Here is a 13,142-nt window from a genome sequence, read left to right on the forward strand (position 1 = left end):
CTCACAGCCGCTCGGTGGCGCATACAACGCCTTTTCGGAGGTGTACGACGACGACCTCCCCCTTCTCCAGGCCGGGATCCTTCATCCCCAGAGCACGGAAGACCTCGGGGAGGACGGGCCGGTGGCTGCAGACCGCCACGGGCCTCCGGCCCGGCAGCGTCGCGACCAGCTGGTGGATCGCGGTGGGGTCCTCGAGCTCCTCAGTCAGCGCGGATTCGCGCTCCATCGGGAGGTCGGCAGCGCCGGCGTAGGGCGCGAAGGTCTCCACGCAACGCGTGCTGGGGCTCGTGACGAGTCGGGCGACGCCGTACGCCTCGAGGACGGCGACGAGCTGGGCGGCCTGGACGCGGCCGGTCGCGAGCAGGGGTCGGAGCCGGTCGTCCCCGTGCCAGGTCCGGCGCGCACGGGAGAGCGCATGCCGGACGACGATCACGGTCTCGGTGCGCTTGGGCTGCACGAGCGCCTCGCTCAGGGTGGCGCGGTCGTGCGGATAGGTGAGCCGGCGTCGCGCCTTGTCGACGGGGACCCAGGCGACCTCGTCGATCTCGTCGTTGGGCACGTAGTCGTCGATGTCGACGACGTTGTCGGGGCGGACGCGGCCGATCCAGTAGAAGACCTGCTTCATCCCCCGGCTCGTGCGATAGCGCTGGGAGGCGAGGGGGCGCGCCAGTCGGATCCGGAGCCCGGTCTCCTCCTCGACTTCGCGCACCGCGGCGGCCACCGCGAGCTCGCCACGGTCGCGCTTGCCCTTGGGGAAGGACCAGTCGTCGTACCGCGGGCGGTGCACCAACAGCACCTCGCCACCCTTGCTGCCGGGGCGGAACACGACCGCACCGGCCGCGATGATGTCCGTCTTCCGCAGCGTCACCCCAATAGTGTGTCTGATCATGCTCAGGACTGTGGAGGCGCGGCGCCGGCTGGCGGTCGTCGTGGCCGCGGTCGTCGTGCTGCTGCTGATCTGGGGCGGCGCCTCGTGGTGGAGTGCCGCGCACCGCTCGCAGCTCGTGCGCGGCCTGTCGCTGGTGCCGGGCGATGCGCAGCGCGTCTCCTGGACCGACTGGTCCGCCGTCACCGACTCCGTCGGCACCAAGGGCGGCACGGAGGGGGTCCTGTCGCGTGCGTACGACGCCGACCTCTCCGCCGTCTCGGCGCTGACTACCTCGGCGCCGGCCCTCGACAAGCTCGGCCTGCCGCTCACCGACGTCGACTGGGAGCTCTTCGCCCAGGCCGACGACGGCGCGGTCGAGCTCCTCCACCTCGCCGACGCCTCGCGCTGGGAGTCGCGCCTGGCACAGGCCGGGTGGACGAAGTCCGGAGGCGTGTACGACGGCTCCAACGTCGTTCCCGACCTGGACCTCACGCCCGAGCTCACCTACGTGACGCGACGCGGTGACGTGTTGGTCGCCAGCGACAACCCCGACTACGCGGTGAAGGTCGCCGACCAGGACTTCATCCCGCCCTCGGCCTCCATGGTCGAGGCCGCGAAGGGCCTCGACTCCCCGGTCGCCGGCGTCGTCTTCAGCGGCGACTACACCTGCGGCCACCTCGCGATGAGCCAGGCCGACGACGTCGACCAGGCCCAGGCACGCGTGCTGCTCAAGGCCGCCGGGACCGTCGATCCGATCGACGCCTTCGCGTTCGCCTATGCACCCGACGGGGACGCGCGGGTCTCGATGGAGTTCGAGAACGACGACGTCGCCAAGCACAACGCCGACGCCCGTGCCACGCTCGCCTCAGGGGATGCGCCCGGACAGGGCGGCAGCTTCCGCGACCGCTTCACGCTCGGCCGGGTCGAGGCGCACGGCTCCCGCGTCACCATGGACCTGAAGCCGAAGAAGGGCCAGTCGGTCCTGTCCGACCTCTCCAGCGGCCCCGTGTTGTGGGCGTCGTGCTGAGGTCAGCGCGCGAGCCCCAGGATCTCGTCGATCTCGCTCTGGGACAGGTGCTCGTCGGTCTCTGAGGCGGCCACGATCAGGTTGGTGGTGAGCTCCACCTCATGCATCAACTCAGTGTCCTCGAGCGAGGAGTCGAACGACTCGGTCACGGGGACCTGTCTACCCCATTCCGACGGTGCGCAAACACCGAACGGAGGGACAACAGGAGGAAATGCCAAAGGCCGGTGCCCCCGTGGGGACACCGGCCTTCGTCGTCTCAGATGAGATCAGAGGGCGCGAACGTTCTCCGCCTGCGGACCCTTCGGGCCCTGCGTGACGTCGAACTCGACCTTCTGGTTCTCGTCGAGGGACTTGTAGCCATTGGTCTGGATGGCCGAGTAGTGCACGAAGACGTCGTCGCCGCCGTCCTCCTGCGCAATGAAGCCGAAGCCCTTCTCAGCGTTGAACCACTTAACGGTGCCCTGAGCCATGTGCTCTGTTCTCCTTCGTTTGGGCGAGAGACTGCCAGCTTCGGCAGCCTCACAACTCATGCTGCCTTCGCCAAACGACGGAACTGCACCTGTTGCATGAACGACCCTACCAATGTCGACCCGAATGCAAACCATCCCGGCGAAGGAAATTCACGACGACCGCGTGAAGGTTCTGCAACAGACGTGTGACGGAACGTTCCGCGCACGTCCGCGAGCCACCTCAGTCGCGCGAGTCCTCCGAGTAATCCGACCAGACGCCGTAGTCGACGTCCTGCTCGCTCTCTACAGGATGCTCACTTCCGCCGTGCAACTCGCGCGCCAAGGCACCGAAGTCGGTGTCCTGAGTGCGGTACTTGAGGTCGCGTGCGACCTTCGTCTGCTTGGCTTTCGCTCGGCCGCGCCCCATAGGGTCAGCCCCCTCGCACGTAGGCCGGGGCCACAGGCTCCCGGACGATCACAGTATTTTCGTGAGGCCCACGGTACCTGTTCGGATGCCACCAACGCACACCGACGTCCGAATCTGTGTTCGCCTCTGGCGAAAGTAACGCTCGAACGTGTTCTACATCACAAAGAACTACCAGCCGGCGTGCTGGCCGGTGAGCGTCACGCGGCCCTCGAGGCCGTTCGAGGCCGTCGTGACCTCGCCCGCGACCCAGGCGTCGATACCGCTCTCCTTGAGTACGCCGAGCGCCTGCTCGACCGCCTCGGGCGCGGTCAGCGCGACCATGCCGACACCCATGTTGAGCGTCGCCTCGATGTCCGGCTGCGGCACGTCGCCGGTGCGGCGGACGAGGTCGAAGATCGCACCCGGGGTCCAGGTGGAGCGGTCGATGGTGACGCTCACGGACGTCGGCAGGACGCGCTCGAGGTTGTTGGCCAGGCCGCCACCGGTGACGTGGCTCATCGCGTGCGTGGCCGTCTCGCGAGCCAGGCGGAGCGAGGGCTTGGTGTAGAGCCGGGTCGGCACGAGGAGCTCCTCGCCGAGGGTCCGGCCGAGCTCGTCGATGTGCTTGTCGAGCGGGATCTGCGCGTTGGTCAGCAGGACGTGCCGCACGAGGCTGTAGCCGTTGGAGTGCAGGCCGCTGGAGGCCATCGCGATCACGACGTCGCCCGACTGCACCTTGTCGGGGCCGAGCATGCCGTCGGCCTCGACCACACCGGTCGTCGCGCCGGCGACGTCGTACTCCCCCGGCTTGAGCAGGCCGGGGTGCTCGGCGATCTCGCCGCCGACGAGGGCCACACCGGCCTCGGCGCAGGCGTCGGCGATGCCGGTGACGATGGCGGTGATCGTCTCGGGAACGACCTTGCCGGTCGCGATGTAGTCGGTCATGAAGAGCGGCTCGGCGCCGCAGACGACGAGGTCGTCGACGACCATGCCGACCAGGTCGAAGCCGATCGTGTCGTGGAGGTCGAGGGCCTGCGCGATCGCGACCTTGGTGCCGACGCCGTCGGTGCTGGTCGCCAGGACCGGCTTGTCAAAGCGCTTGAGCGCGCTGGCGTCGAAGAGGCCGGCGAAGCCGCCCAGGCCGCCGATGACCTCAGGCCGCCGGGTCTTCGCGACAGCCGCCTTGAACATCTCGATCGCCGCATCCGCGGCGTGGATGTCGACACCGGCTTGGGCGTAGGCATTCGTCACTGGCTGGGCCTTTCGTCGATCGAGTAGCGCGCAGCGCGTATCGAGATCACGGGTTGTTGAGGACGGGAAGGGCCTTGCCCATCGTCGGGGACTGGAGCGAGACCTCGAGCAGGTGCTTGCCGAGCTGGCTCTCGTCGGGCAGCGGGACGGGGTACTCGCCGGTGAAGCAGGCGGCACACAGCGACGACTTCGGCTGCCGGGTCGAGTCGACCATGCCCTGCAGGGAGATGTAGCCCAGCGAGTCGGCGCCGATCGAGGAGGCGATCTCGTCGACCTCGAGGCCGTTGGCGATCAGCTCGGCCCGGGTGGCGAAGTCGATCCCGTAGAAGCACGGCCACTTCACCGGAGGTGACGAGATCCGGACGTGGACCTCGGCGGCACCGGCCTCGCGCAGCATCCGGATCTGGGCACGCTGGGTGTTGCCGCGGACGATCGAGTCGTCGACCACGACGATGCGCTTGCCGCGGATCATGTGCTCGAGCGCGTTGAGCTTGAGTCGGATGCCCAGCTGGCGGAGGGTCTGCGAGGGCTGGATGAACGTGCGGCCGACGTACGAGTTCTTGACGAAGCCCTGCCCGAACGGGATGCCGGACTCCTCGGCGTACCCGGTGGCGGCGGGGGTGCCGGACTCAGGGACCGGGATGACCAGGTCGGCGTCGACCGGGAACTCACGGGCGAGCTGGCGGCCCATCTCGACGCGGGCCTCGTGGACGCCGCGGCCGGCGATGTCCGCGTCGGGGCGGGCGAGGTAGACGTACTCGAAGACGCAGCCCTTGCGGTCGGGCTGGGCGAACTTGCGCGAGCGCAGACCGTCGGAGTTGATCACGATCAGCTCGCCGGGCTCGACCTCGCGGACGACGCTGGCACCGATGGTCGCGAGGGCGGCGTCCTCGGAGGCGACGACCCAGCCGTTGTCGAGTCGGCCGAGGACGAGCGGCCGGATGCCGTGGGGGTCTCGGGCGGCGTACAGCGTGTCCTCGTCCATCCAGACGAGGCAGTAGGCGCCGCGGATCTGCGGGAGCAGCGCCATCGCGCGCTCCTCGACGGACTCGTCGGGGTGGTGCGCGAGGAGCTCGGTGAGGAGGCTGGTGTCGTTGGTGGAAACGGCGCCGGCTCCGTTGGAGCGCTGCATCTCCAGCTCGTCAGCGGGCGAGGGCAGCAGGTCGACCATCTCGCGCAGCTCGTGCGTGTTGACGATGTTGCCGTTGTGGCCGAGCGCGATCGAGCCGTGCGAGCTCGGGCGGAAGGTCGGCTGGGCGTTCTGCCAGGTGCTGGCTCCGGTGGTGGAGTAGCGCGCGTGACCCACGGCCATGTGGCCCTTGAGCGAGTCCAGCGTGGTCTCGTCGAAGACCTGGGAGACCAGGCCCATGTCCTTGTAGACGAGGATCTGTCGGCCGTTGCTCACCGCGATGCCAGCGGACTCCTGACCACGGTGCTGCAGGCTGTAGAGCCCGAAGTACGTCAGCTTGGAGACCTCTTCGCCCGGCGCCCATACGCCGAATACGCCGCACACGTCGATTAGTCTACGGTCGCCGCCGGGATACACCGATTCCACAGGCAAGACCCACCGAACCCCAAGGTGCCCCGTGCCCGACCTGTTGCCGCGTCTCCCGGCCACGCCCTACGTCACCCCGCCTGCGACGTCCTCCTGGCCGGACGAGCTGACCCGGATGTCGCTCAAGGTCTTCGTCGACGGGCTGATCGAGTTCGCCGGCTTCGGGATGGCCGTCGTCTCGGTGCTGCGCGAGGACGGCGCCCTGCACGCGGCCGCCGTCGGCGGTGCGACTCCCGAGGAGGAGGGCGAGATCCGGACGCTGCGGACGCCCTTCACCACCGTGCTGGACGCGCTCCGCGGCGGCGAGCAGTGGGGCCGCTTCACGTTCGTCTCGGGCGCGGAGACCGAGGGAGGTGAGGACTGGGGGTGGATCCCTCCGATCGACGCCAGCCCGGACCCCGAAGCCTGGCACCCGCTCGACGTCCTGCTCGCCCTTCTGTACGACGACGCCGGCACACCGATCGGCACCCTCAGCCTCGACCTTCCGCTCGACGGGCGGCGTCCGGGGCAGGCGACGCGGGACCTGCTCAACCGCTATGCGGAGCAGGCGAGCCGGGCGATCGTGGCGGCCATCGAGCGCCGCCGGCACACCGAGCAGGCGCGTCTCGCGCAGGCCGCGCGGGTGCTGGTCAACGAGGCGACCGTCAGCGCTCCGCTCGAGGACGACTTCGAGTCGCTGTCGGGGCGACTGATGCGCCTCTTCGACCTCACCGCCGTGTGGATCACCATCCACGACCGTGACGGCGGTCCGGTGACGTTCCTGAACCACGGGCGGATCGCCCCGATCCCCCACCAGTTGGTCGCGCAGCGCTCCGAGGAGACCGGGCGGATGCTGTGGGAGCTCCAGCAGACACTGGTCGTCTCCGCGGAGCAGCGGGCCGGCGACGTACCGGCGGAGGTGTGGGAGCGGATCCAGGGCTATCTCGACGCGATGGGCGCCGGGTCGTTCATGGCGGCGCCGATCGGGGTCGGGGACGAGTCGCTCGGGCAGATCACGCTGATCCGGGACAGTCGCACGCAGCTGTGGTCGGAGGTCGAGCAGGTCGCGCTGCAGGAGATCTGTCGCGATCTCGGCCGGGTGCTGATCAACGCCCACCTCGCGCAGGAGCAGCAGATGCTCGCCCGGGAGCTCGGTGAGCTCGACATGCTCCGCTCGACACTGGTCCGGACGGTCGCGCACGAGCTGAAGAACCCGCTGACGATCATCGGCGGTAACCTCGAGCTGCTCGAGATGGGCGGGCTCGAGCCCCCCGAGGCCGACTCCGCGGTGACGCGGATGCAGGCGGCGAGCCAGCGGATGGCCCGGATCGTCGATGACCTGACCACCCTCACCCAGGCCTCCGGTGAGCACGCCCTCTCCCGGCCGAACGACCTCGGCCTGATGGTGCGCGAGGCGTGCTACCTCGTGAACCCGCGCGGGCAGGGCCTGCGGCTGCGCGTCAGGACGCCCTCCGCGCCGGTGCTGGTGGCCGGGGACACCGGCTCGCTCGACCGGCTGGTGGTCAACCTGATCAGCAACGCGGTGAAGTACACCGACACCGGTGGTCTGGTCGAGGTCACGCTGCGGACCGAGGCCGACTCGGCCGAGTTCACCGTGCGCGACACCGGGATCGGCATCCCGGCCGAGGACCAGAGGCGGCTCTTCCACGAGTTCTTCCGCGGGACCAACGCGCGTGATCGCCCCGGCACCGGTCTCGGGCTGACGATCGCGGCACGCATCGTCCGCCGGATCGGCGGCACGATCGAGGTCGAGTCGGAGGTCGGCGTCGGCAGCACCTTCCGGGTCGGGCTGCCGCTGTACACGCATCCCGATGACACCCACCCCGACGGGCAGCTCGATGGTTGACCGGCATCCGCTGCTGAAGGTCCACACCGGACTGCTGCCGTTCCTCCAGTTCACCGCGGATGCGGTGGCGGAACTGCTCGGTTTCCAGCAGTGCGTCATCAGCCTGCGCGACGGCGACCGCATGGTCGTGATGGCCACGGCGGGTGATCCGCCCGACGACGGGCTCGGGCTTCGCCCGCTCGAGCTCCCGCTGTGGGACGAGTCGCACGAGACGGTCGGCATGCTCACCGCCGTGATGCCTGCCGGAACGCCGACCCCCGCCCAGGTCGACCTGGTCCGCCGATACGCCGCCCAGGCCGGGACGGCCATCCGCGTCTCGTTGGGCCTACGGGACGACCTGCGGCAGATCCGGGTGTCGGACAACAGCCGCGCCGCCGTACGGGCCCTCGCCAACGCTGACGACCTGGATGCGGAGTGGCCGCGGGTGCTGAGCCAGGTCGCGGAGGCCTACGAGGCGGACGAGGTCTTCGTGCACAGCGTGAGGGCGGACGGCGGGTGGCGGATCGCCACGACCCATGCCGCGGCGATCGACGTGCCGGCGGCCCTCGACCACCTGACGGCCCGCGGGCGAGCTGCCTGGGCGCGCGGGGAGGTGCAGGTCATCAGCCCGGCGACCGTAGCCGCAGCGGGCTTCGGCGGCGACGTCGAGGCGCTGATCCTGAGCTGGTTCGAACGGGGCGGGGTGGGCTCGGTCCTGCTCGTCCCCATCGGCGCCGGTGAGGAGCTCCTCGGCACTCTCGTGATCAGCCGACGCGCGGGCGCCCACGAGTGGAGCGAGACCGAGCTGCAGGGGGCGACCGCCCTGGGGGCCGACCTCGGCCTCGTCATCCTCACCCGGCGGACACTCGATCAGCAGGCGAAGTTCGTCGCCGAACTACAGGCGATCGACGCCTATCAGGACCAGCTGGTGAGCACGGTGACGACGATGCTCCGCGCACCGCTCGGCCGGATCCAGAGCCAGCTCGAGACGCTCCCGGTCACGCCGGATGCCGACGAGGTCTCCGGCATCGACCAGGACGTGCAGGAGATGAACCAGCTCGTCGACGATCTGCTCTTCTTCTCCCGCGTCACCGACCCTCGGCGTTCGCGCGAGGTCGAGACGGTCAACCTCACCTCCGTCGCGCGGCGGGCCGTCGACCTGATCGCCCCGATGGCCGAGCGCGACGGGCTCGCCCTGACCGTGCGCGTGCACGGCGTCGATCCCCTGGTGAGCGGCGACGAGTCCGAGTTGACCCGGATGCTGCTCAACGTCGTCTCCAACGCCGTGCGCTTCACTCCTGCCGGTTCGGCGGCCGTCACCGTCGCCCGCGGTGCGGCGGAGGCCGAGATCACGATCCGCGACACCGGCATCGGGATTCCGGTCGAGGACCAGTCGCGTGTCTTCGACGAGTTCCACCGAGGCGGCAACGCCCTGGGCCTGCCTGGCTCCGGGCTCGGCCTGCCGATCGCCTCGCGCATCGCCGCGCGTCACGGCGGCCGGGTGATGCTCGCCTCCGAGCTCGGCGTGGGCACCACCGTGCGGATCAACCTGCCGCTCGCGCCCTGAGCCCGCGGGTGAATGGTTCCGGCAGCGATGGCTGCCGGAACCATTCACCCGCGGACTCAGCTCAGGGGCAGGTACGCCGACAGGTCGGTGCGCTCACCGCTGGCCCGCACCGCGGGGCCGGTGTCGGACCAGTCCAGCTCGCCGGTGGCAACGCGGATCCACGTGATCGCATCGGTCTCGATGACCGCCGGAGGGGTGCCACGCGTGTGCCTGACCCCCTCGATGCACTGGATGGCGGCGTACGGGGGGACGCGGACCTCGACGCTACGGCCGGGTGCGCGGGACTCGAGGAGGGCGAGGAAGTGCTTGGTCAGCAGCTTGAGATCGGCCCTCTCCGCAGCGTCGGCGCGGAAGCGGGTGAGGGCCTCCGTGACGGCCCCCGGATCGGCGGGCTTGAGGCGGGCAGGCACCCGTCAAGCCTGCCATGTGGCCTGACTAGGCTTGTCCGCATGCTGAGCACCGACGAGCTGAAGTCCCGCATCCAGGCCGCTCTGCCGGGAGTCCTCGAGGACCTCAAGGCGCTGGTGCGGATCCAGTCCGTCTCAGCCGACCCCGAGCGGCTGACCGAGGTCGAGAAGTCGGCCTCAGCCACCCTCGAGCTCTTCCGCGCCGAGGGTGTGGAGGCCCGGATCGTGCGTGCCTTCGACGGCGCCCCGCCGGCAATCATCGGCTCCAAGCAGGGCCCCGCCGGCGCCCCGACGGTGCTGCTCTACGCCCACCACGACGTCCAGCCGGAGAACGACCCGGCCGACTGGGACTCCGCCCCCTTCGAGCCGACCGAGCGCGACGGGCGGCTCTACGGCCGCGGTGCCGCCGACGACAAGGCAGGCGTCCTCACCCACGTCGCTGCACTGCGGGTCCTGGGTGACGACCTGCCCGTGACCGTGCGGCTCTTCATCGAGGGCGAGGAGGAGGTCGCCTCGGCGACACTCCCCCAGCTGCTCGCGCAGTACCAGGAGGAGCTGCGCGCCGACGTCATCGTGATCGCCGACTCCGGCAACTGGGACATCGGCGTGCCCGCCCTCACCACCTCGCTCCGTGGCCTGATCCGCGTCGATGTCTCGGTCTCCACCCTGGACCACGCCGTGCACTCCGGCATGTGGGGCGGTCTCGCGCCCGACGGCCTCATGGCTCTCGTCCGACTCCTCAATTCGCTGTGGAACGAGGACGGCTCGCCCGCCGTCTCCGGGCTCGTGTCGGGCCCGGCCGCGCCGGTCGACTATCCCGAGGAGCGGCTGCGGGCGGAGTCCGGTGCGCTGCCCGGCCTGGAGTGGATCGGCACCGGCTCGGCGGTCGAGCGGATGTGGACCCAGCCGGCCATCACGGTCACCGGCCTCGACGCCCCGAAGGTCGCTGGTGCGTCCAACACGCTCGTCCCCTCCGCACGAGCCCGCGTGACGATCCGGATCGCGCCGGGCGACACGTCGGCCAACGCGGTGGCTGCGCTCCAGGCCCATCTGGAGAAGCACCTGCCGTGGGGCGCCTCGCTCTCCACCACCGTCGTCGACGCGGGCGAGCCGATCGCGCTGAAGGCCGAGGGGCCAGCGTACGACGCCGCGCGCTCCGCCTTCACCGAGGCCTGGGACGGCACGGCCCCGATCGACATGGGCGTCGGCGGCTCGATCCCGTTCATCGCGGAGTTCCTCGAGGCGTTCCCAGAGGCGTCGGTCCTCGTCACCGGCGTCGAGGACCCCGACACCCGTGCCCACGGCCCGAACGAGGGCCTGCACCTCGCGGAGTTCGAGCGGGTGCTGCTCGCCGAAGCGCTGCTGCTGCGCAACCTCGGCTCCTGAGGACGCTGGGGTGAATGATCCGGGCACCCCTGGGTGCGGGATCCATTCACCTCACTCCGGCGTGCTGAAGCCCTGGACGCGCGTCGGCTCCGGGACGTCCGCCAGGACATCGGGATAGGGCTGGATGAGCTGGTAGACGGAGTACGTCGACCGCTCGGCGTCCGTCTCGCGGGCCCGGCGCCGCCACGCCTCCACGAGGTCGGCGAGCTCGCGGGTCATCGTCATCATCTCCTCGACGGTGAGCCGGACGGCCTCCTCCGTGATGACCCGCTCGACGTCCTTCTCCTCGGTGTCCGCGTAGGCCGACTCGACCAGCATGTGACCACGGGCACTCGCGCTGCGGCGGAAGACCTCCACCGCAGCCGCACCGCCAGGCTGGCTGAGCACGTCCTTCGTGCGGAAGCTGATGCCGGACTCGTCGGCCAGGCGCCAGACCCGGTCGCGCCTGTCGCGCGCCTCCTCAGGGGCCTCCTCGACGAGTCCGTACTTCGCCAGTTGCCGGAGGTGGAAGCTGGCCTGGTTGGCGGGGATGTCGAGGGCCTGCGCGAGGTCGGCGGCGCGACTCGTCCCGGCTGCACCGAGCTCCGCGAGGATGCGGTTGCGGGTCGGGTGCGCGATCGCGCGGAGGATGCGCGGGTCGTCGTACGTCGTCACAGGACTCATCCTAAAGGAATCCGCACGCTGTATTGCGCAACATCTCTTGCGCAACCTATGGTGCGGGATATGGCCGGTTTCCGGGAGCTCGCTCGCAACCACGACTTCAGCGTGCTCTGGATCGGGCAGACGGTCTCCGAGCTCGGGGCGCGGATGAGCAGCTTCGTCTTCCCGATCATCGGTTTCGCGCTGACCGGCAGCGCCTTCTGGGCGGCGAGCGTGGAGGCGGTCCATCTCCTCGGCATCGTCGGCATGCTGCTGCCCGGTGGTCTCTGGGCCGACCGCCTCGATCGCGCACGGCTGATGCGGACCTCCACCCTGCTGGGCTTTGCGGCGTACGCCTCGGTGACCGTCGCAGGAGTCTCGGGTCACCTCACCACGCCGCACCTGCTCGTCGCCGCACTGGCGGCGGGCGTGGCGACCGGCCTGTTCGAGCCCGCTGAGTCCTCGGCGATCCGATCGCTCGTCAGCGATGAGGAGTTGCCGACGGCGTACAGCCAGATGCAGGCGCGCGAGCACATCGCCTCCCTGCTCGGCGGTCCGATCGGAGGGGTGCTCTACGGCGTCGCCCGGTGGCTGCCGTTCCTCGCCGACGCGCTCTCCTACGCCTTCATGTGGGTGCTGCTGCACCGGCTGCGGACTCCCCTGCCGGGCCTCGCCACAGGAACCTCGGGGCCGCTGCAGGACGTCGCCGAGGGGCTGCGCTTCAGCTGGTCGACGCCGTTCTTCCGCGTCCTCATGGTGTGGGCGCCGCTGATGAACCTGGTCGCCAACGCCGTTGCCCTGCTGGCGATCCTCCGTCTCGTGCAGGCCGGGACGGCGCCTGCGACCATCGCGCTCGTCGAGGTTGCGGCGGGGGTCGCCGGCATCCTCGGTGCGGTCATCGCGCCGTGGCTGATCGAGCGGATCCCGACGGGGATGCTCTCCGTCGTGCTCGCGTGGTTCTCGGTGCCGCTGCTCGTGCCGCTGGCCTTCTGGAACTCGCCGATCGTCGTCGGGGCCATGCTCGTGCTGGTGCTGCTGGTGAACCCCGCCGGCAATGCCGGGATCGGTGCCTACCGGACCGCGATCACGCCACGCGAGCTGCTCGGGCGGACGCGGTCGGCGATGCAGTTCGTCTCGATGTCCGCGATGCCGCTCGCGCCCCTGGTTGCCGGTGGGCTGTTGACGCACTTCGGCGGACGGGACTCGGTGCTGGTGATGGCGCTGCTGCTCGTCGGGGTCGCCCTCATCCCCACCCTGTCGACCTCCGTGAGGTCGGTGCCGCGGCCGGCGGTCTGGCGCGTCGAAAGGATGGCGGCCTAGGTTCGGTGGCATGGCCACGAAACTGAACCCGTACCTCTCCTTCACCAACACCGCGCGCGACGCGATGGAGTTCTACAAGTCCATCTTCGGCGGCGAGCTCAACGTCTTCACCTTCGGCGACATGGGCGCCGAGGACGAGACCGCGACCCTCGTCATGCACGCCTCGCTCGTCACGCCGAGCGGCTACACGCTCTTCGCCTCCGACACCCCGCCGGGCATGACGACCACGCCCGGCTCCAACATCACCATCTCGCTCTCCGGCCCACTCGCCGACGAGGCGGAGCTCCGCGGCTACTGGGACGCACTCGCCGCCGACGGCACCGTGCACATGACGCTGGAGAAGCAGGTCTGGGGTGACATCTTCGGCCAGCTCGTGGACCAGTACGGCATCCCGTGGATGGTCAACATCGGCCAGGAGTGACCCTCCTCGTCGCCACCCCTC

14 protein-coding genes are annotated in these 13,142 nt (G+C 70.0%); 6 read left to right on the forward strand and 8 right to left on the reverse strand.

Features of this window, described 5'->3' with window-relative positions:
- Position 1: 1 nt before the first annotated feature.
- Entirely contained in the window at positions 2–868 is an 867-nt protein-coding gene (locus LH076_RS13905; protein ID WP_227781350.1) for an NUDIX hydrolase, read from the reverse strand.
- A gap of 19 nt (positions 869–887) precedes the next feature.
- Here LH076_RS13905 and LH076_RS13910 point away from each other — a divergent pair, with 19 nt between their 5' ends.
- Entirely contained in the window at positions 888–1,895 is a 1,008-nt protein-coding gene (locus LH076_RS13910; protein WP_227781352.1) for a hypothetical protein, read from the forward strand.
- 2 nt (positions 1,896–1,897) lie between these two features.
- Here LH076_RS13910 and LH076_RS13915 read toward each other — a convergent pair whose 3' ends face one another.
- The 5 genes from LH076_RS13915 to purF all read right to left on the reverse strand — a co-directional run bounded on the left by LH076_RS13915 (position 1,898) and on the right by purF (position 5,520).
- Complete coding sequence (locus tag LH076_RS13915; protein WP_227781353.1) at positions 1,898–2,044, reverse strand: hypothetical protein; 147 nt, start codon at positions 2,042–2,044, stop codon at positions 1,898–1,900.
- Positions 2,045–2,161: 117 nt separating this feature from the next.
- Positions 2,162–2,365, reverse strand: coding sequence for a cold-shock protein (locus tag LH076_RS13920; RefSeq protein ID WP_227781354.1), 204 nt, complete (start codon positions 2,363–2,365; stop codon positions 2,162–2,164).
- Positions 2,366–2,585: 220 nt separating this feature from the next.
- The gene (locus tag LH076_RS13925) at positions 2,586–2,771 is read right to left on the reverse strand and encodes a DUF3073 domain-containing protein (RefSeq protein ID WP_227781355.1); all 186 of its coding nucleotides are present in this window, start codon (positions 2,769–2,771) and stop codon (positions 2,586–2,588) included.
- 168 nt (positions 2,772–2,939) lie between these two features.
- Positions 2,940–4,001 (reverse strand): phosphoribosylformylglycinamidine cyclo-ligase, encoded by a 1,062-nt coding sequence (gene purM, locus LH076_RS13930; protein WP_227781356.1) that lies wholly within the window; start codon positions 3,999–4,001, stop codon positions 2,940–2,942.
- A 46-nt stretch (positions 4,002–4,047) separates the two neighbouring features.
- Positions 4,048–5,520, reverse strand: a complete 1,473-nt coding sequence (purF, locus tag LH076_RS13935; protein ID WP_415753355.1) for an amidophosphoribosyltransferase — start codon at positions 5,518–5,520, stop codon at positions 4,048–4,050.
- 67 nt (positions 5,521–5,587) lie between these two features.
- On the opposite strand from purF, the gene LH076_RS13940 reads away from it, so the two are divergent.
- Complete coding sequence (locus LH076_RS13940) at positions 5,588–7,402, forward strand: sensor histidine kinase (protein WP_227781358.1); 1,815 nt, start codon at positions 5,588–5,590, stop codon at positions 7,400–7,402.
- Complete coding sequence (locus LH076_RS13945) at positions 7,368–8,948, forward strand: sensor histidine kinase (protein WP_227781359.1); 1,581 nt, start codon at positions 7,368–7,370, stop codon at positions 8,946–8,948. Before LH076_RS13940 ends, LH076_RS13945 begins: the two co-directional genes overlap by 35 nt.
- A 56-nt stretch (positions 8,949–9,004) precedes the next feature.
- On the opposite strand, the gene LH076_RS13950 is transcribed toward LH076_RS13945, so the two are convergent.
- Complete coding sequence (locus tag LH076_RS13950; RefSeq protein ID WP_227781360.1) at positions 9,005–9,358, reverse strand: sterol carrier family protein; 354 nt, start codon at positions 9,356–9,358, stop codon at positions 9,005–9,007.
- Between the two features lie 39 nt (positions 9,359–9,397).
- Between LH076_RS13950 and LH076_RS13955 the strand changes: the two genes are divergently transcribed.
- A complete protein-coding gene (locus tag LH076_RS13955; protein WP_227781361.1) occupies positions 9,398–10,741 on the forward strand; it encodes a dipeptidase in 1,344 nt (447 codons plus the stop codon).
- Between the two features lie 51 nt (positions 10,742–10,792).
- On the opposite strand, the gene LH076_RS13960 is transcribed toward LH076_RS13955, so the two are convergent.
- Positions 10,793–11,395 carry a winged helix-turn-helix domain-containing protein gene (locus LH076_RS13960; RefSeq protein WP_227781362.1) on the reverse strand — a complete coding sequence of 201 codons (603 nt, stop codon included), beginning with the start codon at positions 11,393–11,395 and terminating at the stop codon, positions 10,793–10,795.
- A 69-nt stretch (positions 11,396–11,464) separates the two neighbouring features.
- Between LH076_RS13960 and LH076_RS13965 the strand changes: the two genes are divergently transcribed.
- Positions 11,465–12,700 carry an MFS transporter gene (locus LH076_RS13965; RefSeq protein WP_227781363.1) on the forward strand — a complete coding sequence of 412 codons (1,236 nt, stop codon included), beginning with the start codon at positions 11,465–11,467 and terminating at the stop codon, positions 12,698–12,700.
- 10 nt (positions 12,701–12,710) lie between these two features.
- Positions 12,711–13,121 carry a VOC family protein gene (locus tag LH076_RS13970; protein WP_227781364.1) on the forward strand — a complete coding sequence of 137 codons (411 nt, stop codon included), beginning with the start codon at positions 12,711–12,713 and terminating at the stop codon, positions 13,119–13,121.
- Positions 13,122–13,142: the final 21 nt, after the last annotated feature.

The sequence above is a fragment of the Nocardioides sp. Kera G14 genome (genome assembly GCF_020715565.1).
Classification (GTDB): domain Bacteria; phylum Actinomycetota; class Actinomycetes; order Propionibacteriales; family Nocardioidaceae; genus Nocardioides.

Coding starts and splice junctions, on each gene's coding strand:
- LH076_RS13955 (WP_227781361.1), top strand. CDS start 9,398: ATGCTGAGCACCGACGAGCTGAAGTCCCGCATCCAGGCCGCTCTGCCG.
- LH076_RS13970 (WP_227781364.1), top strand. CDS start 12,711: ATGGCCACGAAACTGAACCCGTACCTCTCCTTCACCAACACCGCGCGC.
- LH076_RS13945 (WP_227781359.1), top strand. CDS start 7,368: ATGACACCCACCCCGACGGGCAGCTCGATGGTTGACCGGCATCCGCTG.
- LH076_RS13920 (WP_227781354.1), bottom strand. CDS start 2,365: ATGGCTCAGGGCACCGTTAAGTGGTTCAACGCTGAGAAGGGCTTCGGC.
- LH076_RS13965 (WP_227781363.1), top strand. CDS start 11,465: ATGGCCGGTTTCCGGGAGCTCGCTCGCAACCACGACTTCAGCGTGCTC.
- LH076_RS13910 (WP_227781352.1), top strand. CDS start 888: ATGCTCAGGACTGTGGAGGCGCGGCGCCGGCTGGCGGTCGTCGTGGCC.
- LH076_RS13925 (WP_227781355.1), bottom strand. CDS start 2,771: ATGGGGCGCGGCCGAGCGAAAGCCAAGCAGACGAAGGTCGCACGCGAC.